The sequence below is a fragment of the Rhizobium oryzicola genome, assembly GCF_030504645.1.
Classification (GTDB): Bacteria; Pseudomonadota; Alphaproteobacteria; order Rhizobiales; family Rhizobiaceae; genus Neorhizobium; species Neorhizobium oryzicola.
This window is the reverse complement of the sequence record NZ_JAUKWQ010000001.1, coordinates 315,032-337,748: the sequence shown is the minus strand read 5'-3', so window position 1 is coordinate 337,748 and position 22,717 is coordinate 315,032. Positions and strand designations below refer to the sequence as shown.

The window sequence follows — 22,717 nt, the reverse complement described above, 5'->3', positions numbered from 1 at the left end:
CCGGTCACATGAGATTGAATGAGAGAGGATTAAAGTTGAGCCCGATATCGAGGTTCCCCGATCAAAAATCAAGGCTGAATGGATCGGTTGCGCCTGAGATCACGGCCCGCTGCGCGATAGCCGCGTCATGATCTGTGCCGTGTAATCCACCATCGGCACGATCCGGGAATAGTTGAGACGTGTTGGCCCGATGACACCCACGGCACCAACAATACGATCTTCCTCGTCGCGGTAGGGCGCCACGATCAGCGAAGACCCGGACAGGGAAAACAGCTTGTTTTCCGACCCGATGAAAATGCGCACCCCAGGCCCGCTTTCGGCAAGGTCGAGGATCTCGATGAGGCTGTCCTTCTTTTCGAGATCATCGAAAAGCAGCCGCAGCCGGTCGATATCATCCGCGCCCTCGAGGCCTTCGAGCAGGTTTGCCCGGCCGCGAACGATCAGGCGAGCCGGCTTTCCTTCCTCGCTCTCACCAGACCAAATCGCGAGCCCCCGCTGCACGAGATCCTGCGAGAGGCTGTCGAGTTCATTCTGCACCTGCACTTTCAGCGCAGCAAGCTGTCCACGCAGTTCGGGAAGTGTCTGGCCGGACAGATGCGCGTTGAGGAAGTTTGCAGCCTCTGTCAGCTGAGAAGAGGTAACACCGGCCGGCAGATCGATGATGCGGTTTTCGACCTGATTGTGATCGCCGACCAGAATGGCAAGCGCCTTGGTGGGCTCCAGCCTTATGAATTCGACATGTTTCAGAACAGGATCGTTCTTGGCAGTGATGACGATGCCGGCGCCGCGCGAAACGCCCGAGAGCATCCGGCTCGCCTCCGTCATCAGGTGTTCCATAGGGTGGGCTCGGTCATCGACACCGATTTGCCGCTCGATCGCCGCACGCTCCTCCATCGAAAGATGGCCCACCTGCATGAAGGCATCTACGAAGAAGCGCAGGCCGGTCTGGGTCGGTAGACGACCGGCACTGATATGCGGTGCATAGATCAGGCCCAGCTCTTCGAGATCGCTCATCACATTACGCACGGAAGCCGGCGACAGCGACATGGGCAGCAGGCGCGACAAATTCCGCGAGCCGAGCGGCTCGCCGGTTTCCAGATAGCTCTCGACGATGCGGCGGAAGATTTCCCGCGAACGATCATCGAGGACAGACGTGCTGTCCTTCGGGATCGATGTTTGAAATCCGTTCTGGCGCATTGCATCCGATCATTGACTATGAGCTGCGAATATAATGCCTCTTGTGCCGAAGGCAAAAGAGAAATGCAGGATGCGGAGCCAACAGAACTGTTTCCATTTGGTCTCGAAAGGCTCTATGACGCCATCACCGAACCTCAGGAGAAGAGAATGCGCCCTTCAGGCAGAAAAACCGATCAGATGCGCCAGGTCAGCTTCCAGCGCAACGTATCCAAACATGCCGAAGGATCCTGCCTTGTGAAGTTCGGCGACACGCATGTGCTGGTCACGGCAAGCCTGGAAGACAAGACGCCACCGTGGCTGCGCAATTCCGGCAAGGGCTGGGTGACGGCGGAATACGGCATGCTGCCGCGCGCCACCGGCGAGCGCATGAAGCGTGAGGCTGCAACAGGCAAGCAGGGTGGACGTACGCAGGAAATTCAGCGTTTGATCGGTCGCTCGCTGCGGGCGGTAATTGATCTCGAAGCGCTTGGCGAAAAGCAGATCACCGTGGACTGCGACGTCATCCAGGCCGATGGCGGCACGCGCACGGCAGCCATTACCGGCGGCTGGATTGCCCTGCATGACTGCCTGAAGTGGATGGAAACCCGCAACATGATCAAGCTTGAGCGGGTTCTCAAGGATCATATTGCGGCGATCTCCTGCGGCATCTTTGCCGGTCAGCCGGTCATCGATCTGGATTATCTCGAAGACTCCGCAGCCGAGACCGACGCCAACTTCGTGATGACCGGTGCGGGTGGTCTGGTGGAAGTTCAGGGCACAGCAGAGGGCAAGCCTTTCAGCCGCGAGGAATTCCTGAACCTTCTGGACCTTGCAACCGAGGGAACCAAGCAGCTTGTGGAACTGCAGAAGCAGGCGATTGCCTGAGCCAGGAACCGACGATGATTGACGGAGTGTTGGAAACCGCCCTGTATGTCGATGAACTGGACAAGGCCGAGGCGTTCTATGGGAACCTGCTCGGGCTTGAGAAGATCAAGCGAACTGGCAACCGGCATATCTTCTACCGATGCGGTAACGGCATTCTCCTCATCTTCAACGCGGTGGAGACGCTCAAACCATTGCCGCCCGGCTCGCTTGACGTTCCGAGACATGGAACGACAGGTCCAGGACATGCCTGCTTCCGCGTTGTCGGCAACGACCTCGACGGCATGGCCGAAAAACTTGAGGCTGCCGGCATAGCCTTGGAATCCAAAGTCAGCTGGCCGAATGGCGCACGCTCGATCTATTTCCGCGATCCGTCCGGAAACAGCCTGGAATGCGCGGAGCCTCGCCTGTGGGATCTCGAATAGGATAGTTTCATGCGCAAGCTCGATACCCGTACCATCGTCGTCGCCAGCCACAATGCTGGCAAGATCCGCGAGATTGCCGACCTGATCGGTCCATTCGGCTTTTCCGCCAAATCTGCCGCGGAATTGGACTTTGTGGAGCCGGACGAGACTGGCACGACCTTCGAGGAAAACGCCGCGATCAAGGCGCTCGCCTCAGCCAAGGCATCCGGCATGCCGGCGCTGTCGGATGATTCCGGACTTGTGATCGACGCTTTGGATGGCGCGCCGGGGGTCTATACCGCGAATTGGGCGGAGCGGCCGGATGGGACGCGCGATTTCCCGATGGCCATGGAAAAAGTGCATAATGCGCTTGTCGAGCGCGGTGCGACTGAAGCTTCGCAGCGCACGGCCCGTTTTGTCAGCGTGCTTTGCCTCGCCTGGCCGGATGGACATACGGAGCTTTTCCGGGGTGAAGTGCAAGGCACGTGCGTATGGCCACCGCGGGGCACGGAAGGATTTGGCTATGACCCAATCTTCCAGCCGGATGGTTACGCCACCACCTTTGGCGAAATGAGCGCCGAAGAAAAGCATGGCTGGAAACCCGGTCAGTCGCAGGCGCTGTCGCACCGGGCCCGCGCCTTCAAGATCTTTGTCGAAACCTGTCTGGAAGGCTGATCGTGCTGTCCGACGCCCCTCTTCTGCCTGATACCGGAGAACCGGGCTTCGGCATGTATATCCACTGGCCGTTCTGCGCGGCCAAATGCCCGTACTGCGACTTCAACAGCCATGTGCGCCACCAGCCGGTGGATCAGGTGCGGTTCGCCGCGGCCTTTTTGAAAGAAATGGACACGATGCGGGCGCTCTCCGGCCCGAAGACCGTGACCAGCATCTTCATGGGCGGCGGCACGCCCTCGCTGATGAACCCGCAGACGGTGGAGACCATTCTGGACGGCATCGCCGCGCGCTGGCATGTGCCGGCCGGGATCGAAGTCACCATGGAGGCCAACCCTTCCAGCGTGGAGGCAGAACGCTTCCGCGGTTATCGCGCTGCCGGCGTCAACCGGGTATCGCTTGGCGTGCAGGCGCTGAACGATGCGGATCTGAAATTCCTCGGCCGCCTGCATGATGTGGCGGATGCGCTGAAGGCGATCCGGCTGGCGCGCGAGATCTTCCCGCGCATGAGTTTCGATCTCATCTATGCCCGCCCCAACCAGACGGTCGAGGCCTGGGAAAGGGAACTGAACGAAGCCGTGTCCTATGCCGTCGATCACCTGTCGCTCTACCAGTTGACGATCGAGGAAGGCACGCCCTTCTACGGCCTGCACAAGGCGGGCAAGCTGATCGTGCCTGACGGAGACCAGTCGGCAGAGCTCTACGAAGCGACGCAATCGATTACCGAAGGTTTTGGCATGCCGGCCTATGAGGTTTCCAACCACGCCAAGCCCGGTGCGGAAAGTCGCCACAACTTGACCTATTGGCGTTATGGGGACTACGCTGGCATCGGCCCCGGCGCGCACGGACGCTTGCGCACCGGTGGCGCCAAGATAGCGACCGCAACCGAACGCAAGCCAGAAGACTGGCTGGCGCTGGTGGAAGCGGATGGCCACGGCATGGTGGATCAGGAAATCCTCGATTACGAGGCACAGGCGGACGAACTGCTGTTGATGGGCTTGCGCCTGCGCGAGGGTGTCGACCTTGCCCGCTGGCAGCAGCTTTCGCACCGCGACCCGGACCCGGCCCGCGAGCAGTTTTTACTGGAACACGGGTTTATCGAACGCATCGGCAACTCGAGACTGCGCTGTACGCCCAAGGGCATGCTGGTGCTGGATGCCGTGGTGGCTGATCTGGCCTGCTAAAGACGAAAGAAATCCATGCCCGTCGATGACGCCTTTTCCCGACACGACATGGCCATTCTCTATGACAGCTTCAACGGACACGGGCTGGACCGTGACTTCTACCTGTCATTGGCAAAAGCCCCCTGCCGTATTCTGGACGTCGGTTGCGGTACCGGTCTGTTGACCCTGCCGCTTGCCGAACAAGGACATCAGGTGACCGGTGTCGAACCGGGTGCCGGCATGCTTTCGGTCGCGCGGGCGAAAGACAGGGCCGGACTAGTAAACTGGGTGGCGGCAACGGCAGAGGATTTCGACGTCGCGCTGCGTTTCGATCTGGCGATCATGACCGCGCATGTCTTTCAGGTGTTTCTGGACGACGCCCAGACACTCTCAGCGCTCTCCAACATTCACAGGCATATGGCAGCTGGCGGGAAGCTGGTGTTTGAGAGCCGCAACCCGCTGGTGCGAGAATGGCAAAGCTGGACACGGTACGACACCCTGGAGACCCGCGAGATCGATGGTATCGGTCCAGTCGAGGTCTATTATCAGGTGACGAAGGTCGACGGAGAACATGTCACCTTCGATGCGGTCTTCAAGCTTCTGGAGACCGGAGAAAAGCGCATCAGCCAAAGCACGCTACGCTTCCCATCTCACGCCCAGATCGTCCAAGTGCTGAAGCAGGCGGGTTTCGGGAAAATCGAAACGCTCGGCTGGTGGGACCGCAGCGCATTCGAGCAGGATAGCCGCGAAATCATCATCACCGCCTATGCCTGAACGGCCGGGCGTCGAAATAGCCTGCGCCACAATCTGCCGTCGATCGCCAGCAGGCCGAGCACGATTAGGCCCATGCCGGCGAAATGGCGAAGTGCCAGTTGCTCGCCTAGCACGAAGGCGCTGAGCAGGATTGCGCTTGGCGGGATCAGGATCGTGACGAGCATGATGTTGGTGGCGCCGGCGCTCGACAAGATGCGGAAAAAGAGAATGTAACCGACCGCCGTCGACAGAAGCGCCAGCCCCAAAAGGGCAGCCCATGTCGACACCTGCGGTGCGGGAAGCGTCCATGGCTGATCTACCAGCAGGGCAACCGGAAGAAGCAACAGAGCCGACACCGTGACCTGGCCCGTGGCGGGCGCCAGCGGCGAAAGACCCATGCGCTTGAACCGCCGACCGAACACCCCGGCAAAGGCATAGGACAGCGCCGCGCAGAGTGCGGCAAGCTCGCCCCAGGCATCGCTGCCGAAATGCCCCAGCACGGATGGGCCGATCATCACCACAACACCGCAGATGCCGATGACCACGCCCGTCAGCCTATTGGCGGTGAGTTTTTCGTCCGGCGTCAGCATATGGGCAACAACAACGCCGAAGAGCGGCGTCGTCGCGTTCAGAATGGCCGCAAGGCCGCTTGCGATATGCGTCTGACCCCAGACAATCAGGCAGAAGGGAATGACGTTATTGAGAAGCCCCATGCCCAGAAAAGCGAGCCACACCGGGCGGGTAAACGGGATCTCGATCCGCATCAGTCGAGCAAACAGCCAGAGCGCCAGGGCCGCCACGAAGACACGCCCAGCGACGATAGTGAGCGGCGGCCAGACTTTCACAAGAATACCGATAAAGAGATAGGAGCCACCCCAAAGTACCGAAAGCGTGATGAGCATGGCCCATTCCGCGGTTCCCATTTCCTTCGCTGCCATGCTCGCTCCCCCTTATCCACCACATCATCTTGCACAAGCGGTTGCGATCCGCCACCCGTTCCTTGCGCGCTTTATACCGAAGGAAAATTCGCTTCTCCAAACCATAGATCGAGAGATTATTGCCGCTTCTCTGCTGCGAATAGCCATGTAATAAAGGGGATAATAAGAACCGACAAACGAGAAGTTTTCACTTCATAAACGAGTTATTCTAAATCATGAGTGTTGTATTTCCTTCCCTTTCATCGCTGCGAGCATTCGAAACGACTGCACGGCATCTCAGCATGAAGCAGGCAGCGGAGGAGTTGAACGTGACCCCCGGCGCCATCAGCCTCCAGGTTCGCGAACTCGAAGCCGCGCTCGGTGTAGCGCTCTTCGAGCGCAAACCGCGACAGCTCGTGCTGACGCCATCGGGCGCAGACTATGCCGCATCCCTGCGATCAGCCTTTCGCCTGATCCGCGAAGCCACGGAGGTCGTTCGCTCCCGTGGCAATCCTGACATCATCACGCTGAGCTGCACCACGGGCTTTGCCATACAATGGCTGATGCCGAGGCTGGACCGCTTTCAGGCGGCTCACCCCAACATCGATCTCAGGATCGGTACTACGGCTCGCCTTGTCGACTTTCGGACCGATGGTGTCGCGCTCGCGGTGCGCCACGGGCTTGGGGTCTATGCGGGCCTTGCGTCGGAAAAGCTGGTGGATGACGTCCTTGTCGTGGTCGCCAGTCCGGAGCAGGTGGCAAAGCTTGGCCCCTCCCCGGCCCCGAGGTCTCTCGCAGGCCATACCTTGATCCACGATGCCGGGCGCAATGACTGGCGCATGTGGCTGGAGGCAGCAGGTGCATTCGATGTCGACTGGAGGAAAGGCCCCCTGATCGCACCGGATAGTAATGGCGCGTTAGAGGCAGCGCGCGGCGGGATCGGCTTTGCGCTCCTAAGAGAGGGGTTCGTCGCCGATGATCTTGCAAAGGGCAGGCTGGTCGCGCCCTTCGGCAATTCGGTGCGCAGCCGCTTTGCCTATTATCTGGTCTATCCGCCTGAAGCGCTGGACCGCGCTGCAGTCAGAACAGTCCGCGAATGGTTGGTCAATGAAGCGAGCCGAGTGCTTTAGATCCTATCAGGGCTAAATGTAATCGTTCTGCCGGAAGCATTTTTTGTCAGGATCAAGGCTTTCGGCGAAGGGCATACCTTAAGGGTACGGTCGAGACGAAAGCCGAAGATGATGGCGGAAAATGCTCCGGTCCTTCGGATTGGCTGAGGCGGGTCTGCTTTGTCCAGCGGCTTGGCCGTATGCTTTGGCTACGACACGGGCCGCTCTCCTCGCATCTGATCCCGCCTGAGCCGACAGAACTGTTTCCATTTAACCCTGATAGGCTCTAGGCTTGAGCAAAGACATGCAGCCAGCGAGTCTGCTGGCGGTCATAACCCAGTCCATCAGCCTCTTCGAGGGTGACATGGCTCCAGCCCGCACTGCGATAGGTTTCTTCCAACCATGCCGCATCGGGATAGTTGAAATAGCGGCCAAAGCCATCATGACCCTCCGCCTTGCCCGCCTTGTAGCTTGCATAGAACAGACCTGACGGCTTCAGCGCCCGCCGCACCTTGCCGAGGATCTCGCCAAGATCCGCCCGTGGAACATGCAGCAGGCAGGCACTGGCATAGACGCCGTCAAAAGCCGCTTCAAACGCGATGTCTTCAAAGCGCAGAACCTGAACCGATACACCAAGCCGCTGCGCAGCCTCCGCGGCGATTTCGGCGATGCCGTCCGTGGGTGTGACGGCGAAACCGGCATCGATCATGCACCGTGTATCATGACCGCCGCCACAGCCGAGTTCCAGAATCGCCGCACCAACGGGCAGCAATGCCAGAAACCGCTCCCGCCAAGGATGCGGCAGTACCCGCGGATCATCGGCGTAAACCGCCGCATGGCTGGAATAGAACTGCTCGGTACCACTCATCGCACTGCCTGAAAGAAGAAGGCCGCCTCACGGCCGCCCATGTATTAGAGATTGTTTTCGTTGATCAATCGCTTCAGAAGCTCCACCTCGTGGCTGAGCTTCGTATCCTCGGAAATCAATTCCTCGATCTTGCGCACGGCATGCAGAACCGTGGTGTGATCGCGTCCGCCAAAACGGCGACCGATTTCCGGGAAGGAGCGCGGCGTGAGCGTCTTGGACAGATACATGGCGATCTGGCGCGGCTTGACGATGACACGGGTCCGGCGGTTGGACACCAGTTCCTGGCGCGACACATTGTAATGGCGCGCCACGATGCGCTGAATGTCCTCTATGCGCACGCGCTTGGCTTCGCCCGCGCCCACCAGATGGGCCAGCAGCTCATCAACGCGTTCGATCGATAGATCCGGCTCGAAGGAGCGGCGGAAGATCAGCTGGTTGAAGGCACCTTCCAGTTCGCGACCGCTATTGGCGACATTGCGTGCCACATGCGCCAGAATGTCTTCCGGAATATCCAGAGACGGATCATCCTGACGGGCAACCTCCAGGCGCCGCTTCAGCATTTCCAGGCGCATGTCTACATCCGGGCTTTCAAGCTCGATGGCAACGCCGCCCTGCAGACGGGAGCGAACGCGGGGATCCAGCGATTCAAGTTCCCACGGAGCCCGGTCTGCGGCCACGACCACCTGCTTGGCGCTGTCGAGCAGCATGTTCAGGAGATGGCAGAACTCGTTCTGGATCATCTTGCCCTGCAGGAACTGCATGTCGTCGATGATCAAAAGATCGATGTTTCGCAGCGACTCCTTCAGCGTCAGCGCGTCGTTGTCGCGGATCGCGGTGGCAAAGCGCCACATGAAGTATTCTGCGGTGAGGTAGACGACACGCGGCTGACGCTCGCTGCCGACGGCCGCATTGGCGATGGCCTGCAGAAGGTGCGTCTTGCCGAGACCGACGCCGGAATGCAGGAAGAGCGGATTGAAACGCACTGCGCTTGCACCAGCTTCCGCAATGGTGCGGGCTGCGGCAAGTGCCACGCGGTTGGAAGGTCCTTCAACAAACGTATCGAAGGTAAAACGAGAGTCGAGCGGCGAACCGAATAGCGGAGAGGCCGATGAGGACGGGCGCTGTGCCACGGGCTGCGGTGCGACTGGGAAGGCGGCGATCTGGCCGATCTCGCGCGGGCCGGACGGGCGGCGCGCCGGCTGCTGCACGGCCACTTCAGCGGCGGGAACCGCGCGCTCCTCCGCAGGACTGCGCGTTGCGCGGCTTGCCGTGCGCACCAGGATTTCGACCTTCAGGATTTCAGAATCTTCGGCCTGGAAAATGGTGGTGATGAGATCGAGGTAACGGTTGTTGATCCAAGATTTCAGAAAAGTCGTGGGCACGCTGAGGCGGACAACGCTCTTCGAAACGGAATGCAACTTCAGGCGACCGAACCAGCTTGCATAAACCTCAGGACCGACTTGAGCCTTCAGACGCGCACTAAACCGCTCAAAAAGAGCATCATGCTTCATTTCAGATTTTTCCCCTGCCGCCTGGGAGCAAAGTGAATCGAATGCCTCGGACGCCTTATCCCCATTATCCAGCGCCCTGGTCGATGCCGTAGTCATCTGCATGCTTTTGCCGCCTTTTCATTTTCTTCCCGCCAGTCGGTCCATGCCGCCCGCCGGGTTTATTGCTGTTTACGTCAGGCTGCCGATCCTCCTCGCTAGAACTGGCAGCCCACTCTCAAAGTTCAATCTCACCGCAAAAATTGCGGTCAGTGAAACAGTCGCCCAAACCCCGGCAACTGCCTGTATCAAGTCCCCTTGTTCCAGCCCGTCCCCTCCTCGCGGGGATGGTCTGGCATTTCTGGCGGCAGAAGCCGACCTCACACTTAAGTACGGCACAAAAGACCCTGCCCGAAACCGTTAGGAGTTTCGGCGCACAATCAAAAGTGACGTGAAGTTACGGGTGGTTAGCCGCACCCGTCACAAGAGCGCAAAGTTCGATGAGCCGGAAACCGGCATCGCATCGGTGACTTTGTGGAGAGTTCCCCGCGCCCCTTGTTGGATCTCATTAAGGCAGGATCGCGGGGCGAGATCAATGATGAATTTTACGCAAAATTAAGGCGCGAGCGTTGACTCTGGAGCTGCGATTTGACTCAAAACGGGCCGCCAAACGAGAATCCCAGTTGAATCAACAGGATTCAAAAATGACACTTCCAAGGCACCTCAGAATCAGCCCAAAAATAAAAATTCGCTTGACTCGTTTTGGGACCGGGTAGGCGGCAGCCCGAGGACGCCAACAAGAACTTCCTCCGCCAAGCCATTGAAAAAAAACAATAAATTCTGTCACGCCCGCGTCACGAAACCTTGATGAAACTGCAACCATGAATTTTCAGGGTTAAGAAACACGAAAAGCCCGGTCGATGACCGGGCTTGATTGTGACGTCAATTATGACGAGTTTTAGGCGGAAAGAGCCTTAACGCGGCTTGCCAGACGCGACACCTTGCGGGAGGCCGTGTTGCTGTGCATGACACCTTTGGTGGCAGCGCGCTGAATTTCCGGCTGAGCCGCTTTCAGGGCTTCAGCGGCAACGGCCACATCACCCGTTGCGATGGCTTCTTCAACCTTGCGGATGAAGTTACGAACGCGCGAACGGCGCGACTTGTTGACTGCAGTGCGGCGTGCGATCTTGCGGGTCGCCTTCTTCGCCGAAGTTGTATTGGCCATCTCTGCCTCTCTTCGAATTCGAACACAAACTCCACCGTCGCCGCGCCGGGTCCTTGCGACCTGTCATCCAGCAATTCGGGAGCAATGGAGGAAGCCACGAGCGGCTTTCCCAACTGTGGGCGGCGATATAACCGGAATAGGCTCCTCAGTCAACGCGCAATTTCACAAGCCTGGTTCAGTTTGTTCCAGCAAGCTGCTGATCCGGGACTCATTTTTGACATTGCGCGCAATAGAAGGAAGAGCGGCCCGCCTGCGTGATACGCTGAACCACGCCGGAGCACCCCTCACGCGCGCAGTCATGGCCTTCGCGATCATAGACAGAAAAGGTGTGCTGGAAATAGCCGAGCGAGCCATCTGCCTGGATATGGTCGCGTAGCGAAGAACCACCAGCAGCAATCGCGTCGGCAATCACCTCCCGGATCGAATGGGCGAGATCGACAAGCTGAGCCTTGGGCTTGCTGGCCTTGGTGACCAGCGTTCCGGCCTTCCTCAGCGGGGACAGGCCCGAACGCCACAGCGCCTCGCAGACATAGATATTGCCGAGCCCCGCAATGACAGTCTGGTCGAGCAGGATGCTTTTCAGCGGCTGGATGCGATCCTGAAACCGCTGTGCCAGATAATCGGCATCCAGCGTGTTGCCGGTCGGCTCCGGCCCAAGTTCTGCAAAGGCGGGATAGTGATCCAGCTCGGACCGCGCCCAAAGATGCATGAAGCCGAAACGACGCGGATCATTATAGATGACACGCGCGCTTTTTCCGTTCCGCGTCAGGTGAAACAGCACATGGTCGTGCTTGCCATCCTTGGAGCGGGCATGGTGAAACTCACCGGGCATTGCGGCCGCCTCGTCATCCTCCACCCGGAAGGAGCCGGACATGCCGAGATGCGAGATGATCGTCTGGCCGTCATCGAGATCGATCAGCAGGTATTTCGCCCGGCGTCCGAGCCCCAAGATCTGGCGACCGGAAACACGCGCCTCAAAATCCTCCGGCAGCGGAAAACGCAGGTCCGGACGGCGTGCTTCAAGCCGCGTGACGACCGCCCCTTCCATCGCGGGCTCGAGGCCTCGCCGCACGGTTTCCACCTCTGGCAATTCGGGCATGAGTTCCTAACTTCCTGTTTCAACGGACGGCTGACTGCTCTATAGACCAGTGCCAAAGTGCCGCAAGCACCAGAAGAGATAGTATCGGCCGCCGCAGTCCGCTATGGTCGGCCCGCTTTTGAGATGTAAACGAGGATGCGTAACCCGATGGCCGACAGCCGAACCTCCGCCGATGGCAGCATGGCAACCTCCTATGGTTTCCGGGAGGTCGCCGAAGGCGAGAAGCAGGGTCTCGTCAACGAGGTCTTCCACAAGGTCGCCAAGCGCTACGACATCATGAACGATGTGATGTCCATGGGCCTGCACCGCGCCTGGAAGGACGCCATGGTGGCGGCTCTCAATCCACGCAAGGACCCGTCATTTAAGGTGCTGGATGTGGCTGGCGGCACCGGCGATATCGCGTTTCGCATCGTGGAAGCCTCCAACCGGCTGGCCCATGCCACGGTCCTCGACATCAACGGCTCCATGCTGGGCGTGGGTTCGGAACGTGCGGCCAAGCGCAAGCTTTCCGACAATCTGACCTTCGTGGAAGCCAATGCGGAAGACCTTCCCTTCGAGGCAAACAGCTTCGATGCCTATACGATCGCATTCGGCATTCGCAACGTGCCGCGCATCGATGTGGCACTGAAGGAGGCCTACCGCGTGCTGAAGCGCGGCGGACGCCTGCTGGTTCTGGAATTTTCCGAGGTAGACACCCCGCTTCTGGATCGCATTTATGACGAATGGTCATTCCGCGCCATTCCGCAGTTCGGCAAGATGATCACCGGCGATGCCGAGCCCTATCAGTATCTGGTGGAATCGATCCGCAAATTCCCGAACCAGGAGAATTTTGCCGCGATGATCCGTACCGCCGGCTTTTCCCGCGTGAGCTACACCAATTATACCGGCGGCATCGCCGCCCTGCATTCGGGATGGAAGCTTTGATCGTGCGGGCTGCGTTGAAAGCAAAGGCTGTCGCATGAGCACGATCGGTGCCTATTTCCGCCTGGCGCGTGTCGGCTGGGTGCTCGTGCGCGAGGGCGTGATTTCGGCGCTTCCGACGCAGGGGCTTCCGCCAGTCGTTGGGCTTGCCAAGATGGTGGCGCAGGTTTTCACGCGCCCGACCTCCATCCAGGAGGCGAGAAGCGTGCGCCTGACGCGCGCCGTGGAGCGGCTTGGACCGTCTTATGTGAAGATTGGCCAGTTCCTGGCCACGCGGCCGGATGTGGTGGGCGTCGACTGGGCGCTGGACCTTTCCATGCTGCAGGACCGCATGGCCTTCTTCCCGACGGAGACGGCCAAGGGGCAGGTCGAGGCTTCGTTGGGGAGACCGATCACCGATCTCTACACTCGCTTCGATGCACCTCTGGCGGCGGCCTCCATCGCACAGGTGCATCCGGCAGCCGTTGCCTATCCCGATGGCGAACGCAAGGTGGCGGTGAAAGTCGTGCGGCCGGGTGTGCGCCAGCGGTTCGCGCATGACATCGAGAGCATGTACCTGATCTCGCGCATGCAGGAACGCTTCCTGCCTTCCACGCGGCGCCTGCGACCCGTGGAGGTGACGCGGACGCTGGAACAGACCACCAAGCTGGAAATGGACTTGCGGCTGGAGGCAGCTGCCCTTTCCGAGATTGGTGAGAACACCAAGAACGATCCGGGCTTCCGCGTTCCGCAAGTGGACTGGGAGCGCACCGGGCGCGACGTCATCACCATGGAATGGATCGATGGCGTCAAGATGTCCGATATCGAGGGTCTGCGGAAGGCGGGACACGATCTGGAAGCCTTGGCGGTGACGCTGATCCAGTCCTTCCTGCGCCACACGCTGCGCGACGGCTTCTTCCACGCGGACATGCATCCCGGCAATCTCTTCGTCGACCCTCAAGGCACCATCGTTGCCGTCGACATGGGGATCGTGGGTCGTCTCGGCAAAAAGGAACGCCGCTTCCTGGCGGAAATTCTCTATGGCTTCATCACCCGCGATTATATGCGCGTGGCGGAAGTGCATTTCGAAGCCGGCTATGTGCCCTCGCATCACGATGTCGCAAGCTTTGCCCAGGCGATCCGTGCGATTGGCGAGCCGATCCATGGCCAGCCGGCGGAAACCATTTCCATGGCCCGGCTGCTCGCACTTCTTTTCGAAGTCACCGATCTGTTCGAAATGGAAACGCGGCCCGAGCTGATTCTGCTGCAGAAGACCATGGTGGTGGTGGAAGGCGTGGCGCGTATGCTGAACCCGCGTTTCAACATGTGGAAGGCGGCAGAGCCGGTCGTCGGCAGCTGGATCCGCGACAATCTCGGGCCGAAACGCATCGTCAGTGACCTGCGCGACGGCTTGAAGGCTGCGGTGAAACTGGCCGAAGCCGCGCCGGAAATTGCCGCCAAGACGGAAAAATTCCACCAGCAGCTGCTGCACATGACCGAGCACGGCATTCGTTTCGATGCCGAGACGGCGGATGCGATCGGCAAATCGGAAGCCCGCCATAACCGCTCCGGTCGCTTCGCCCTCTGGATCATTGCGATCGCGCTTGTGTCGATTGCGATCTCGATCAGCTGAGCTTACACCGCCTCGTCGGTCCAGTCCTCGCGATTGCATGTTTAGCATCAACCGCTTAGGGTCCACACAATGAGACGAAGCGATGTTAAGGACGCCATCATAGCCCCCTCACCCGCCTCCGCTTCGCTCGGCGAACCTCTCCCCAAGGGGAGAGGGGAACCGTGAGCGGCGCGGCAGATCCCTTCTCCCCTCGGGGAGAAGGTGCCCGAAGGGCGGATGAGGGGGAACGTGGCGTACAATTCGCTCGTGCCCCGACCACCACAGTGAGAGGCCCATGGATCTTTCGGGTAAGCGCATTCTTCTGATCATTGCCGGCGGCATTGCCGCCTATAAGAGCCTCGATCTGATCCGTCGCCTGCGCGAGCGGGGCGCGCAGGTGCGGCCTGTCATGACGGCCGCAGCGCAGGAATTCATCACGCCGCTTGCCGTCGGTGCTCTCTCCGCCTCCCATGTCTACACGGATCTTTTTTCGCGCGAGGACGAGCAGGATGTCGGCCATATCCGCCTGGCTCGCGATTGCGATCTGGTGCTGGTGGCACCCGCCACCGCAGACCTGATGGCGAAGATGGCGCATGGGCTGGCGAATGACCTTGCCAGCGCCGTCCTGCTTGCTACCGATCGCCCGGTGCTGGTGGCACCCGCCATGAACCCGAAGATGTGGGAAGCACCTCCGACGAAACGCAATGTCGAGACCTTGAAGCGCGACGGCATACATTTCATCGGGCCTGCCCGCGGCGAAATGGCCGAGAGCGGCGAAGCCGGTACGGGGCGCATGTCGGAGCCGCTGGAGATCGTTGCTGCCGTGGTGGCGCTGCTGCAGCCACAACTCAAGCCGCTTGCGGGCAAGAAGGCGATCGTTACGTCTGGCCCGACGCATGAACCGATCGATCCCGTCCGCTATATCGCCAATCGCTCCTCCGGCAAGCAGGGTCATGCGATTGCGGCGGCACTGGCAAAGCTCGGTGCTAAGGTCACACTCGTTTCCGGCCCTGTGACCATTCCTGATCCTGCCGGTGTGGCGGTGACGCATGTGGAAACAGCTGCGGAGATGCTGTCCGCGGTGGAGGCAGCGCTGCCGGTCGATATCGCCGTTATGGTGGCAGCCGTGGCCGACTGGCGCGTGGCCTCCTCTGCCAACCAGAAGATCAAGAAGCAGCCGGGCGAAGCCCCCCCGCCCCTGCAGCTTGCGGAAAATCCGGACATTCTCAAAACCGTCGGCCATCACGTCAGGCGGCCCGGACTGGTTATCGGCTTTGCCGCCGAAACGCAGAATGTGGAGGCAAACGGGCGCAAGAAGCTGGAAGCCAAGGGCGCCGATCTCATCGTCGCCAATGACGTGTCGCCGGAAACCGGCATCATGGGCGGCGACCGCAACCGAGTGAAGCTCATTCTGCCAGAGGGCATCATCGAGTGGCCGAGCCTTGCAAAGGACGAGGTGGCGGAAGGCCTGGCGCAATGGGTTGCCGATCAGTTCCCGAGCGCTTGACGCGTCAGGCAAAACCCATCAGCAGGCCGGCCAGGGCACCCCCACCCAGCACCGCGACCGGATGCAAGCGGGTGCCGATCCCGACAATCGCGGCGATAGCGGCAATCGCGGCCAGCCAGTAGGAGTGGACGGACGCCACCGTGATGACCGCGGCACTCGCCGCCACCAGTCCCGCCGTGACAGGCACCAGTCCAGCCTGCACGATCTTGCGCCAGGGGCGATCGCGGAAACGTTCCCATAGCGTCACCATGACGCCTGTGATCAGCGAGGCGGGCAGAAACTTGGCGACCGAGGTGACGATCAGACCCCAGAAGCCCGCCACATGCCAGCCGATCAACGGCACGATCATCATGTTGGGGCCGGGAGCCGCCTGGGCGAGGGCAAACAGCGCGCTGAATTCCTGCGGGGTCACCCAGTGCTGGACTTCCACCACGCGGCGCTGCATTTCCGGCAAAACGGCATTGCCGCCGCCAAAGGCCATCAAAGAGAGTTCGCCGAAGATGATGGCAAGAGTGACAAGCGTTCCGATCATTTGCCGAACCTCCAGCTGAGAAGAACGGAGATCGGCGCCATTGTCAGCATGACCGGCAGCAGCGGCAGGCGCAAGACAGCGATCAGCACGAAGAGCACGGCGACGACGCACAAGGCCCATATCTTGCCGCGCAAAGGTTTGATGAATTTCCACCCCATCGAGATCAGCAGACCGGCGGCAGCGGCGGCAAGTCCCGCGAAGAGATGCTGCACATGCGGCTCATCGCGATACTGGTCGTAGATATAGCCCAGACAGACGACGATCATGGTCGGTACGGCGATAATGCCGAGGATGGAGGCGAGCCCGCCGCGCCAGCCGTGAAAGCGGACGCCGACCGCCACCGAAAGGTTCATGATGTTGCCGCCCGGCAGGAACTGGCAGAGGCCAAGCAGATCGATGAATTCCTGCTCGTTCAACCACTTTCGCTCCTCCACAATCGTCCGGCGCGCCAGGGGCAACAGACCGCCGAAGCCGATGATACCGAGGCCGAGAAAGCCGAGGAAGAGTTCAGTGATGGAAGGTGCTGGGGCAGTGTCCGCCTCCGATGCGATGGCCGTCATGATGTATTACCCTTGATGTGTTGGGCGCAAGGTAATCCCGTTCGTTACTCATGTCCAATATATGGCAATAGGCATCTTAATACGTTATACGTATGGCATGTTGGAGCTTCGCCATTTTCGTTATGCGCTTGCCGTGGCCGATGAGGGCCATATGACCCGTGCCGCCGAACGGCTTGGTATTCAACAGCCGCCGCTCAGCCAGCAGATCAAGGCATTGGAAACGCTGGTGGGAACGGCGCTCTTTCGCCGTCACCCCAAGGGCGTGGAACTGACCGATGCCGGCAAGGCCTTTATCGAGCGGGCGCGACAGGTGGTGGCGGATGCGGAAGCGGCCATGGAGGCAGCAAGACGTGCCGGTCGCGGCGAAACGGGAGCGCTTGCGATCGGCTTTACCACGTCGGCTACCTTTCATCCGCTTGTGTCATCGGTGTTCCGCAGCATGCGGCTTGCAACACCCGATCTTGCCATGCGCCTCCAGGAAGGCTCGACAACCGAACTGGCCACGGGCCTCGCATCGGAGCGGCTGGATGCGGCCTTCATTCGCGCAGCCGCCAATCTCGATCCGCGCCTCACCGCCGAGCTGATGAACGAGGAGGAAATGGTGCTCGCCCTTCCAGACGATCATGTTCTCGGCCGCACCGCGCCCGGAACGCGGATCGCCTTTGCCGATGTGGCGGATGACACCTTCATTCTCTATCGCAGGCCGACGAGCCAGGTGCTTTACGACCGCATCATTTCGGCCTGCCAGACGGCGGGGTTCAGCCCGCGGATCGCGCAGGAAACACCAATGATGATCTCGACGCTCAGCCTCGTGGCGGCCGGCCTCGGCGTGACGATCATTCCGGAATCCATGGCGCGGCTGGAAACCTCGGGCGTTACCTATCGCCGCTTCCACAAGGATGCGGGGCTTTTCGCGCAGCTTTTTCTCGCCTTCCGGCGGGCGGAGGTGAACGGCGCTCTCAAGCGCTTTATCGATGAATCGAGACGGCAGGCCAGACGCCTGTCAGGCGGCGACGGCCAGCCCCTCAGGTGAGAAGATGGAAGCGGTCATGCCTTCATCCGAGACCACGACCGCGCTGCCATCCGGAATTTCGACCCAGGCATCGATGTCATCGTTGAGTGGTTCGGAAACGAGGCAATAGCCGCTCTTGCCGCCCATGGGGGCTGCGTAAAGGGTGGGCGGCTTGTGATCGGTGGCATAGCGAATGGCATAGAGCTTGCCGCCATCGGAGAAGGCGGCGGTAAAGCGCACCAGCGGCTCGAAGCCCTGCTCGGCGGACAACTGTTCGACGGTGGCAATCGCCTTCGACATCGCACCGAGCGGATCACGCTCCATGCCGAATTCCAGCGCCAGCAGGAACAGAAGTTCGGAATCGGTGGTGCCGGTGCGGGCGGCGAAAAGCTCGTCGGAGAGCAGCATTTCCATCTTGCGGCGGATGCGGTCGAAACCGGAAATCTGGCCGTTATGCATGAAGGACCAGGCCCCCTGCACGAAGGGGTGACAGTTGTCGCGGCGGGTTGCGCCATGGGTGGCGGCACGCACATGCGCGAGGAACAGCGGCGAGCGGATCTGGTGGGCGAGGCTGCGCAGATTGCAATCCGACCAAGCCGGAAGAATATCGCGGTAGCGGCCCGGTTCCGGATGATCGCCATACCAGGCAATACCGAAGCCGTCACCATTGGTGGCGGTCTTGGCGCGGCTGGCGCAATGGGATTGTTCGATGAGCGAGTGGGCGGGCGAGGAGACCAGCTCCTCCAGGTAAAGCGGATTGCCGCGATAGGCGGCCCAACGACACATGGCTTTCAAAGCTCCGGCTGCCGCTGCTTCCACGCAACGGCGATAACAATCAGCATCCGACGAAAGGATTAAGCGAGGGTTAGCACGCAGATTCGGGCGATCCAAGGGCAATTGAAGGGCATTGTTTATAGAATCAGCTTTCGGGATTCTATTTTGGTTCCCGTCGGTGATTGGGAGATCAGGGTCGCGGATGGATTGCCTGAGATGGTCATGGGCTGGATCTGCGCACAACCGGTTTGAAAGGCGGCCATCCGCGCTACAAATGTCGTCGCTGCGGTCGGCGCTTCACGGATAACCCACCGCGACACCGCCACTCAGCCAGATGTCATTGAGACGAATGAGATCTATACATTCGTTCAAAAAAAGCCCAGCGCACCATCATCTGGACCGTCTATCGTTCGGGTCACACTTGATTATAGTCGCGCTCCCCGCAGGCGGAGGAGAGCGCATCCCGACGCGCAATGACTGCTGCGGCCCTAACTGGGGCTCGGTCGTTCTTCGAGCGTCGTCAGACGCCTTCGACAACCAGCATTTCTGCATCCGCCACTTCTTGGCGGATCTTTGCGGCGATCTGGTATTCCGGCGAGTTGTAGCAATCGACGGCGGCCTGCATGGAGGGGAATTCGATCACAACATTGCGGGCGCGGGATTTGCCTTCGAGCTCGGTGATCGGGCCGCCACGTGCCAGAAACACCGCGCCAAACCGTTCGAAGGCGGGCTTTGCCGCAGCAACGTAGTCCTTGTAGCGCTCGGCATCGCGTACATCCACGCGGGCAATCCAGTATCCCTTGGCCATGTTGTCCTCCCTATTGATTGAATAATTTAGAGCACCGTTTCCATCTCGGCGAGGATCGCCTTGGCAGAGGCCAGCGGATCGGCGGCCTTCACGATGGGCCGTGCCACGACCAGATGGCTGGAGCCGGCGGCAATGGCGTCTGCGGGCGTCATCACGCGCTTTTGGTCGCCGGCGTCCGCACCCTTGGGGCGAATGCCCGGCGTCACCAGCGCCATGTCGGGGCCGATGATCTGGCGCACGGCCTTTGCCTCTTCCGCCGAGCAGACGATGCCGCCCATGCCGGCTGCTTTCGCCTGTTCCGCGCGCGTCAGCACCAGCGTGTGCGGGTCATATTCATAGCCTGCCTCGCGCAGGTCGGCGTCGTCCATGGAGGTCAGCACGGTGACGCCGAGCAGGCAGAGGTTCGAGCCCTTGGCAGCAGCCACAGCGGCGCGCATGGCCTTCGGGTAGGCGTGCAGCGTCAGCATGGTGACGCCCATTTTCACGATGTTCTCCACGCCGCTTGCGACCGTGTTGTCGATGTCGAGCAGCTTCATGTCGAGGAAAACGTTTTTGCCGTCGCGGATCAGGTCACGGGCAAATTCCAGCCCGCCCGCAAAGGCAAGTTGATAACCGATCTTGTAGAAGGAGACGGTGTCGCCCAGCGTCTTCACCACAGTTTCCGCCTCGGAAATGCTTGGAACATCCAGTCCCACGATCAGGCGGTCGCGTGCAGTCATACCCTGTCTCCTTGCCAAAGCTCCATGGCCGTCCAGTCGCATGTGAGGCGGCAATCGGCAAGGGATCGGGCAAGGGTAAAACAGAAAAGATTGCCACCGCCGGGTGGCTGGTCGCGGTCGCGGGCAATCGGACGCGCGCCAAGATGACATTTCAGAAGCGTGCCGACGCCGCCATGGCCGACAAAGGCAATTGGCTGTTTCAGGTCGTGATCGGCAAGCGCTCTGGCAACCGCCTCGACGATGCGTGCCTGTGCATCCACGGCCCGCTCCCAGCCCTTGTAGCTCTCTTCAGGGTGCGCAAAGAACCAGTCGGCGGCGGCCTCGAAGGCAGGCGGTGGCAGGAAGCCGGTCGCCGACCGGTCGTTCTCATGTGTGGCCTCGTCCACCTCGGGCACGACGCCTGCTGCCTCCGCCAGAATGGCGGCGGTCTCTATGGCCTTGCGCTCACCGCTGGAGATGATGCGGCGAAGGTCTTTCACCCAGGGCAACAGCGCCGCCTGGCGGGCGCGGGCCTCGCCTAATTCCGACAGGCCCCAATCCGGCACCGGAACGGCCGGATCGATCTTGACCTGCGGATGGGTGATGTAGATGCCGAACATGCGGCCAGCCTATCAGGGCCTTGCGTAGGTCCACAACTGTGCCGGCGGAATGTTGCGCACAACGAAGTCGTAATGCTTGATCCGGTAGCGATCCGGCTGCGCAATAATCGGCGAGACCGGCCCGTATGTGATCTGCATCACCGGGCGGCCATGCGGCATGCGGTTCAGCAGGTCTTCCAGCAGAGCGATACGGCGCTCCATCGGGAAGCTCAGCAGCGGGATGGCGGAAATGACAGCGTCGAACTGGCTGTCCTTGAAATCGCCCAGGGTATTTTGCAGGTCGAAGGCGTCGCCATTGATGAAGCGCACGCTATGAAAGGTCTTCACCAGGTGCTGGTAGAAGTCCGTCGAAAATTCGATCGACACCAATTTCTCGGGTGCGACGCCACGCTCCAGGATAGCCTTGGTAATGATACCGGTACCAGGGCCGAGCTCAAGAACCGGCAGGCCGGACTGCGGATTGATGACGCTTGCCATGCGCCGCGCCGTGACGCCCGATGTCGGCAGGATGGCGCCCACACGCTTTGGCCCATCCATCCATCCCTTGAAGAAGCGGATCTCTTCATCGAACTTGCGGCCAAGCCGCTCCTTCAGGCGCAATTCCATCATGGTCTCCCCATTTTTATGCAGCACGGTTTTTAGCCGTCATGGCGCAAACACAAGAAAAAATGTCGCATATAAAAATGCGGCAAAAAAAGGGACCGGAAACTCCGATCCCTCTGTTTTTAGACCCGCATGGGCATCAGCACATAGAGTGCGTCATCGCCGGCGGTATCCCTGACCAGTGTGGGTGACCCCGCATCGGCCAGGAGGAAGATGGCGTCTTCGCCGGAAAGCTGGGCGGTGATGTCCAGCAGGTATTTGGCGTTGAAGCCGATCTCCAGAGGATCGTGCTCATAACCGACAGCCACCTCTTCCGTTGCACTGCCGGAGTCGGGATTGTTGACTGTCAGCAGCAGCTGGCCTTCGGAGAGAGCCAGCTTCACCGCGCGGCCACGCTCGGACGAAATGGTCGAGACGCGGTCCACGGCGCGGGTAAAGCTCTGGCAATCGACACGCATTTCCTTGTCATTGCCGGTCGGGATGACACGCTGGTAATCCGGGAAGGTGCCGTCGATCAGCTTTGAGGTCATCACGATGCCGCCGATCGTGAGGCGAATCTTGGCATCCGACACTTCGACGGTCGCGACAACTTCCGGGTTGTCGACAAGCTTCTGCAATTCCCCAACCGTCTTGCGGGGAATGATGATGCCCGGCATGCCTTCCGAGCCCGAGGGGGCTTCGATGTCGGCGCGGGCGAGACGGTGACCGTCGGTCGCGACAGCGCGCAGCTTGAGTTGGCCATTGGCTTCGATCGTGTGGAAGAAGATGCCGTTCAGGTAGTAGCGGGTTTCTTCCGTCGAGATCGCGAACTGGGTGCGATCGATCAGCATTTTCAGATCGGTCGCCTTGATCTTGAAGCTGTGCGTGAAGCTGCCGGCGGTCAGATCCGGGAAGTCCGATTCCGGCAGGCATTGCAGCGAAAACTTCGAACGGCCGGACTGCACGGTCATGCTGCCGCCATCGGGATTGGTGGCAAGGCGCACTTCGGCTCCGTCCGGCAGCTTGCGCACGATTTCGTAAAGCAGATGCGCCGGAACTGTCGTGGCACCGGCCTGCTCCACCATGGCCGGCACTTCCTCTGTGATTTCGAGGTCCAAGTCGGTTGCCTTCAGCGCCAGATCATTGCCGGAGGCGCGCAGCAGTACGTTGGAGAGGATCGGGATGGTGTTGCGGCGCTCCACGACCCTGTGGACGTGATTCAGCGACTTCAAGAGGTTGGACCGCTCAAGAGTAATACGCATGGGACGCTACCGCTTTCGACCGTGCGGCCCGGCGATGGCCGCCTGTTATTCTTCTTGTCCGCCAGTCTGGGACATGTGGGCGGCCAAAATGGCAG

At 60.4% G+C, this 22,717-nt stretch carries 24 protein-coding genes and 1 pseudogene; 11 read left to right on the top strand and 14 right to left on the bottom strand.

Translation table 11 applies throughout. The annotated features are described in order from the left end of the window. Positions 1–99: 99 nt before the first annotated feature. Positions 100–1,197, bottom strand: a complete 1,098-nt coding sequence (gene hrcA, locus Q2T52_RS01645; protein WP_302074942.1) for a heat-inducible transcriptional repressor HrcA — start codon at positions 1,195–1,197, stop codon at positions 100–102. 147 nt (positions 1,198–1,344) lie between these two features. Between hrcA and rph the strand changes: the two genes are divergently transcribed. The 5 genes from rph to Q2T52_RS01620 are packed head-to-tail and all read left to right on the top strand — an operon-like array spanning position 1,345 to position 5,071. After that, complete coding sequence (gene rph / locus Q2T52_RS01640) at positions 1,345–2,061, top strand: ribonuclease PH (RefSeq protein ID WP_302074941.1); 717 nt, start codon at positions 1,345–1,347, stop codon at positions 2,059–2,061. A 14-nt stretch (positions 2,062–2,075) separates the two neighbouring features. After that, positions 2,076–2,483 (top strand): VOC family protein, encoded by a 408-nt coding sequence (locus tag Q2T52_RS01635; protein ID WP_302074940.1) that lies wholly within the window; start codon positions 2,076–2,078, stop codon positions 2,481–2,483. 9 nt (positions 2,484–2,492) lie between these two features. After that, on the top strand, positions 2,493–3,137 hold the full coding sequence (gene rdgB / locus Q2T52_RS01630; protein WP_302074939.1) for an RdgB/HAM1 family non-canonical purine NTP pyrophosphatase: 645 nt from the start codon (positions 2,493–2,495) through the stop codon (positions 3,135–3,137). A gap of 53 nt (positions 3,138–3,190) precedes the next feature. Then, positions 3,191–4,318 (top strand): radical SAM family heme chaperone HemW, encoded by a 1,128-nt coding sequence (gene hemW / locus Q2T52_RS01625; RefSeq protein ID WP_302075994.1) that lies wholly within the window; start codon positions 3,191–3,193, stop codon positions 4,316–4,318. 15 nt (positions 4,319–4,333) lie between these two features. Then, positions 4,334–5,071, top strand: a complete 738-nt coding sequence (locus Q2T52_RS01620; protein WP_302074938.1) for a methyltransferase domain-containing protein — start codon at positions 4,334–4,336, stop codon at positions 5,069–5,071. Here the strand turns inward: Q2T52_RS01620 and Q2T52_RS01615 are convergent. Beyond that, positions 5,062–5,988: a DMT family transporter gene (locus Q2T52_RS01615; RefSeq protein ID WP_302074937.1), complete on the bottom strand. Its 927-nt coding sequence runs from the start codon at positions 5,986–5,988 to the stop codon at positions 5,062–5,064. The two genes, Q2T52_RS01620 and Q2T52_RS01615, sit on opposite strands and share 10 nt — an antisense overlap. A 215-nt stretch (positions 5,989–6,203) precedes the next feature. Here Q2T52_RS01615 and gcvA point away from each other — a divergent pair, with 215 nt between their 5' ends. Further along, entirely contained in the window at positions 6,204–7,097 is an 894-nt protein-coding gene (gene gcvA / locus Q2T52_RS01610) for a transcriptional regulator GcvA (RefSeq protein ID WP_302074936.1), read from the top strand. 265 nt (positions 7,098–7,362) lie between these two features. Here gcvA and Q2T52_RS01605 read toward each other — a convergent pair whose 3' ends face one another. The 4 genes from Q2T52_RS01605 to mutM all read right to left on the bottom strand — a co-directional run bounded on the left by Q2T52_RS01605 (position 7,363) and on the right by mutM (position 11,755). Beyond that, complete coding sequence (locus tag Q2T52_RS01605) at positions 7,363–7,944, bottom strand: class I SAM-dependent methyltransferase (RefSeq protein ID WP_302074935.1); 582 nt, start codon at positions 7,942–7,944, stop codon at positions 7,363–7,365. A gap of 44 nt (positions 7,945–7,988) precedes the next feature. Continuing rightward, positions 7,989–9,557: a chromosomal replication initiator protein DnaA gene (gene dnaA, locus Q2T52_RS01600; RefSeq protein WP_302074934.1), complete on the bottom strand. Its 1,569-nt coding sequence runs from the start codon at positions 9,555–9,557 to the stop codon at positions 7,989–7,991. 832 nt (positions 9,558–10,389) lie between these two features. Further along, complete coding sequence (rpsT, locus tag Q2T52_RS01595; RefSeq protein ID WP_302074933.1) at positions 10,390–10,656, bottom strand: 30S ribosomal protein S20; 267 nt, start codon at positions 10,654–10,656, stop codon at positions 10,390–10,392. A gap of 208 nt (positions 10,657–10,864) precedes the next feature. Further along, the gene (mutM, locus tag Q2T52_RS01590) at positions 10,865–11,755 is read right to left on the bottom strand and encodes a bifunctional DNA-formamidopyrimidine glycosylase/DNA-(apurinic or apyrimidinic site) lyase (protein ID WP_302074932.1); all 891 of its coding nucleotides are present in this window, start codon (positions 11,753–11,755) and stop codon (positions 10,865–10,867) included. A 147-nt stretch (positions 11,756–11,902) separates the two neighbouring features. Here mutM and ubiE point away from each other — a divergent pair, with 147 nt between their 5' ends. The 4 genes and pseudogenes from ubiE (at position 11,903) to coaBC (ending at position 15,774) form a co-directional block, all read left to right on the top strand. Next, a complete protein-coding gene (gene ubiE / locus Q2T52_RS01585) occupies positions 11,903–12,679 on the top strand; it encodes a bifunctional demethylmenaquinone methyltransferase/2-methoxy-6-polyprenyl-1,4-benzoquinol methylase UbiE (RefSeq protein ID WP_302074931.1) in 777 nt (258 codons plus the stop codon). A 34-nt stretch (positions 12,680–12,713) separates the two neighbouring features. Beyond that, positions 12,714–14,288 carry a 2-polyprenylphenol 6-hydroxylase gene (gene ubiB, locus Q2T52_RS01580; protein WP_302074930.1) on the top strand — a complete coding sequence of 525 codons (1,575 nt, stop codon included), beginning with the start codon at positions 12,714–12,716 and terminating at the stop codon, positions 14,286–14,288. 140 nt (positions 14,289–14,428) lie between these two features. After that, a pseudogene (locus tag Q2T52_RS26870) lies at positions 14,429–14,521 on the top strand (endonuclease domain-containing protein); the annotation flags it as partial. Positions 14,522–14,562: 41 nt separating this feature from the next. Continuing rightward, positions 14,563–15,774, top strand: a complete 1,212-nt coding sequence (gene coaBC, locus Q2T52_RS01575; protein ID WP_302074929.1) for a bifunctional phosphopantothenoylcysteine decarboxylase/phosphopantothenate--cysteine ligase CoaBC — start codon at positions 14,563–14,565, stop codon at positions 15,772–15,774. 4 nt (positions 15,775–15,778) lie between these two features. Here coaBC and Q2T52_RS01570 read toward each other — a convergent pair whose 3' ends face one another. After that, positions 15,779–16,306, bottom strand: a complete 528-nt coding sequence (locus Q2T52_RS01570) for a chromate transporter (RefSeq protein WP_302074928.1) — start codon at positions 16,304–16,306, stop codon at positions 15,779–15,781. Next, positions 16,303–16,866, bottom strand: a complete 564-nt coding sequence (locus Q2T52_RS01565) for a chromate transporter (RefSeq protein ID WP_302074927.1) — start codon at positions 16,864–16,866, stop codon at positions 16,303–16,305. The genes Q2T52_RS01570 and Q2T52_RS01565 overlap by 4 nt, the downstream gene beginning before the upstream one ends. Before the next feature lie 97 nt (positions 16,867–16,963). Between Q2T52_RS01565 and Q2T52_RS01560 the strand changes: the two genes are divergently transcribed. Continuing rightward, on the top strand, positions 16,964–17,899 hold the full coding sequence (locus Q2T52_RS01560) for a LysR family transcriptional regulator (protein WP_302074926.1): 936 nt from the start codon (positions 16,964–16,966) through the stop codon (positions 17,897–17,899). Here the strand turns inward: Q2T52_RS01560 and Q2T52_RS01555 are convergent. The 6 genes from Q2T52_RS01555 to dnaN all read right to left on the bottom strand — a co-directional run bounded on the left by Q2T52_RS01555 (position 17,870) and on the right by dnaN (position 22,622). Further along, the gene (locus Q2T52_RS01555) at positions 17,870–18,664 is read right to left on the bottom strand and encodes a class II glutamine amidotransferase (protein WP_302074925.1); all 795 of its coding nucleotides are present in this window, start codon (positions 18,662–18,664) and stop codon (positions 17,870–17,872) included. The two genes, Q2T52_RS01560 and Q2T52_RS01555, sit on opposite strands and share 30 nt — an antisense overlap. Before the next feature lie 508 nt (positions 18,665–19,172). Then, on the bottom strand, positions 19,173–19,460 hold the full coding sequence (locus Q2T52_RS01550) for a DUF1330 domain-containing protein (protein ID WP_302074924.1): 288 nt from the start codon (positions 19,458–19,460) through the stop codon (positions 19,173–19,175). 26 nt (positions 19,461–19,486) lie between these two features. Further along, a complete protein-coding gene (gene pyrF, locus Q2T52_RS01545; protein WP_302074923.1) occupies positions 19,487–20,179 on the bottom strand; it encodes an orotidine-5'-phosphate decarboxylase in 693 nt (230 codons plus the stop codon). Beyond that, positions 20,176–20,778 (bottom strand): histidine phosphatase family protein, encoded by a 603-nt coding sequence (locus Q2T52_RS01540; RefSeq protein WP_302074922.1) that lies wholly within the window; start codon positions 20,776–20,778, stop codon positions 20,176–20,178. Before Q2T52_RS01540 ends, pyrF begins: the two co-directional genes overlap by 4 nt. 12 nt (positions 20,779–20,790) lie before the next feature. Then, on the bottom strand, positions 20,791–21,384 hold the full coding sequence (gene pmtA, locus Q2T52_RS01535) for a phospholipid N-methyltransferase PmtA (RefSeq protein ID WP_302074921.1): 594 nt from the start codon (positions 21,382–21,384) through the stop codon (positions 20,791–20,793). 119 nt (positions 21,385–21,503) lie between these two features. Further along, positions 21,504–22,622, bottom strand: a complete 1,119-nt coding sequence (gene dnaN / locus Q2T52_RS01530; RefSeq protein WP_302074920.1) for a DNA polymerase III subunit beta — start codon at positions 22,620–22,622, stop codon at positions 21,504–21,506. Between the last annotated feature and the right edge of the window lie 95 nt (positions 22,623–22,717).

Excerpts from the sequence above, each read along its gene's own strand:
- hrcA (WP_302074942.1), bottom strand. The coding sequence starts at position 1,197 with ATGCGCCAGAACGGATTTCAAACATCGATCCCGAAGGACAGCACGTCT.
- rph (WP_302074941.1), top strand. The coding sequence starts at position 1,345 with ATGCGCCCTTCAGGCAGAAAAACCGATCAGATGCGCCAGGTCAGCTTC.
- Q2T52_RS01635 (WP_302074940.1), top strand. The coding sequence starts at position 2,076 with ATGATTGACGGAGTGTTGGAAACCGCCCTGTATGTCGATGAACTGGAC.
- rdgB (WP_302074939.1), top strand. The coding sequence starts at position 2,493 with ATGCGCAAGCTCGATACCCGTACCATCGTCGTCGCCAGCCACAATGCT.
- hemW (WP_302075994.1), top strand. The coding sequence starts at position 3,191 with ATGTATATCCACTGGCCGTTCTGCGCGGCCAAATGCCCGTACTGCGAC.
- Q2T52_RS01620 (WP_302074938.1), top strand. The coding sequence starts at position 4,334 with ATGCCCGTCGATGACGCCTTTTCCCGACACGACATGGCCATTCTCTAT.
- Q2T52_RS01615 (WP_302074937.1), bottom strand. The coding sequence starts at position 5,988 with ATGGCAGCGAAGGAAATGGGAACCGCGGAATGGGCCATGCTCATCACG.
- gcvA (WP_302074936.1), top strand. The coding sequence starts at position 6,204 with ATGAGTGTTGTATTTCCTTCCCTTTCATCGCTGCGAGCATTCGAAACG.
- Q2T52_RS01605 (WP_302074935.1), bottom strand. The coding sequence starts at position 7,944 with ATGAGTGGTACCGAGCAGTTCTATTCCAGCCATGCGGCGGTTTACGCC.
- dnaA (WP_302074934.1), bottom strand. The coding sequence starts at position 9,557 with ATGCAGATGACTACGGCATCGACCAGGGCGCTGGATAATGGGGATAAG.
- rpsT (WP_302074933.1), bottom strand. The coding sequence starts at position 10,656 with ATGGCCAATACAACTTCGGCGAAGAAGGCGACCCGCAAGATCGCACGC.
- mutM (WP_302074932.1), bottom strand. The coding sequence starts at position 11,755 with ATGCCCGAATTGCCAGAGGTGGAAACCGTGCGGCGAGGCCTCGAGCCC.
- ubiE (WP_302074931.1), top strand. The coding sequence starts at position 11,903 with ATGGCCGACAGCCGAACCTCCGCCGATGGCAGCATGGCAACCTCCTAT.
- ubiB (WP_302074930.1), top strand. The coding sequence starts at position 12,714 with ATGAGCACGATCGGTGCCTATTTCCGCCTGGCGCGTGTCGGCTGGGTG.
- coaBC (WP_302074929.1), top strand. The coding sequence starts at position 14,563 with ATGGATCTTTCGGGTAAGCGCATTCTTCTGATCATTGCCGGCGGCATT.
- Q2T52_RS01570 (WP_302074928.1), bottom strand. The coding sequence starts at position 16,306 with ATGATCGGAACGCTTGTCACTCTTGCCATCATCTTCGGCGAACTCTCT.
- Q2T52_RS01565 (WP_302074927.1), bottom strand. The coding sequence starts at position 16,866 with ATGACGGCCATCGCATCGGAGGCGGACACTGCCCCAGCACCTTCCATC.
- Q2T52_RS01560 (WP_302074926.1), top strand. The coding sequence starts at position 16,964 with ATGTTGGAGCTTCGCCATTTTCGTTATGCGCTTGCCGTGGCCGATGAG.
- Q2T52_RS01555 (WP_302074925.1), bottom strand. The coding sequence starts at position 18,664 with ATGTGTCGTTGGGCCGCCTATCGCGGCAATCCGCTTTACCTGGAGGAG.
- Q2T52_RS01550 (WP_302074924.1), bottom strand. The coding sequence starts at position 19,460 with ATGGCCAAGGGATACTGGATTGCCCGCGTGGATGTACGCGATGCCGAG.
- pyrF (WP_302074923.1), bottom strand. The coding sequence starts at position 20,179 with ATGACTGCACGCGACCGCCTGATCGTGGGACTGGATGTTCCAAGCATT.
- Q2T52_RS01540 (WP_302074922.1), bottom strand. The coding sequence starts at position 20,778 with ATGTTCGGCATCTACATCACCCATCCGCAGGTCAAGATCGATCCGGCC.
- pmtA (WP_302074921.1), bottom strand. The coding sequence starts at position 21,384 with ATGGAATTGCGCCTGAAGGAGCGGCTTGGCCGCAAGTTCGATGAAGAG.
- dnaN (WP_302074920.1), bottom strand. The coding sequence starts at position 22,622 with ATGCGTATTACTCTTGAGCGGTCCAACCTCTTGAAGTCGCTGAATCAC.